The organism is Flavobacteriales bacterium (assembly GCA_021296215.1).
Lineage (GTDB): Bacteria > Bacteroidota > Bacteroidia > Flavobacteriales > ECT2AJA-044 > ECT2AJA-044.
The window spans coordinates 35197-36968 of record JAGWBA010000019.1; the positions used below are offsets into that span (position 1 = coordinate 35197).

A 1772-nucleotide genomic window follows, 5' to 3' on the forward strand; every position below is an offset into this window, starting at 1 on the left:
ACTCCGCTGATGAGGGCGTCGCCATCGCCCATTTCGACCATCATGCTGCCGAAGTAGTTCCGTTCGCGCATCAAGCGCTGTGCTTCGTACAAGCTGATGCCCTTGCGCTTGCGTTTTTCCCACAGCTTCTCGGCATAGCGATGTCGCGTATCGCGCGTTTCGTCGGATTTCGGATCGAGGATAGGCGTATCGTTAAAGTCCATCTGATGCTCCTCGATGAGCTCGTGGATTCGCTCGGTGTTCCCGAGTAGGATGGGCTTACAGATTCCTTCATCCATGGTGATCTGCGCCGCTTTGAGGACGTTGTAGTTCTCGGCCTCGGCAAAGACCACTCTTTTGGGGTTGCGCTTTGCTCGGATGGTGATCTGACGCAGAAGCTTATTATCGAGCCCCAATCGCTTGTTCAGTTCGATCTTGTACAGATCGAACTTTTCGATTCCCTTGAGGGCCACACCACTGCTCATTGCCGCTTTGGCCACGGCCGGAGCCACAGTGCTGATGAGGCGTGGATCAAAAGGCTTGGGAATGATGTATTCGGGGCCGAAGTTCAGGTTTCGATCGTCGTAGGCGAGGATCACTTCTTCGGGCACCGGCTGCTTAGCGAGGTCGGCGATCGCCTTTACGGCGGCGACCTTCATTTCTTCGTTGATCGATTTGGCACGCACGTCGATGGCTCCGCGGAAAATGTACGGGAACCCAAGAACGTTGTTCACCTGGTTCGGGTTGTCGGAGCGCCCGGTGGCCATGATGGCATCGGGGCGCGCGGCCATGGCATCTTTGTAGGTGATCTCGGGATCGGGATTCGCTAGGGCGAACACGATGGGTTTTTCGGCCATCGACTTCACCATCATCTTGGTCACGAGCCCCCCTTTAGAAAGACCGAGGAACACATCGGCGCCTTTCATGGCGTCTTCGAGGGTTTTGAGGTCGCGGTCGGTGGCGAACAAGCTCTTGTATTTGTCGAGCCCTCCACGGTCATTGCGCAGCACACCTTTACTGTCGAGCATGATCACATTTTCGCGCTTAACACCCAGTGAACAGTACAATTTGGCACAGCTGATGGCCGCGGCTCCGGCTCCACTCACGACTACAACAACCTCATCGATCTTCTTTTCGGCGAGTTCGAGGGCGTTTAGCAAGGCAGCTCCTGAAATTATGGCCGTCCCGTGCTGATCGTCGTGCATCACGGGAATATCGAGCTCCTTCTTGAGGTGCTCTTCGATCTCAAAGGCCTCGGGTGCCTTGATATCCTCGAGGTTGATACCCCCGAAGGTCGGCGATATGGCCTTTACGGTCTCTACGAATTTATCGACATCGGTAGCGTCGACTTCAATATCGAATACATCGATATCGGCAAATATTTTAAACAGGAGGCCTTTCCCCTCCATTACCGGTTTACCGGCCAGCGGCCCAATATCACCAAGCCCGAGTACCGCGGTACCGTTCGATATTACGGCCACCAAGTTGCCTTTGGCCGTGTACTTATAGGCATTGGCCGGATCCTTCTCGATCTCGAGGCACGGCTCGGCCACCCCGGGCGAATACGCCAGAGAGAGATCGCGCTGCGAGCTGTATTCTTTGGTCGGGGTAATTTCGATCTTGCCCGGTCTACCTTTAGCGTGGTAGTCCAGTGCTTCTTTATTCCTCGATTTCACGTGGCTTTCCTTTGGGCGACAAAGGTAAAAAAAAGGTGCTGTATTAAATCGCAAGTGAACGTGCGATTTAATACATATAAACTATAAAGACGTCTACTACTGACGATCTAGTGCAGC

The 1772-nt window shown here is 54.0% G+C and carries 1 pseudogene (running past one end of the window); it reads right to left on the reverse strand.

What is annotated here, in order from left to right:
* Window positions 1-1655 (reverse strand): annotated as a pseudogene (locus J4F31_04990) (NADP-dependent malic enzyme) (it extends 586 nt beyond the left edge of the window).
* Between the last annotated feature and the right edge of the window lie 117 nt (window positions 1656-1772).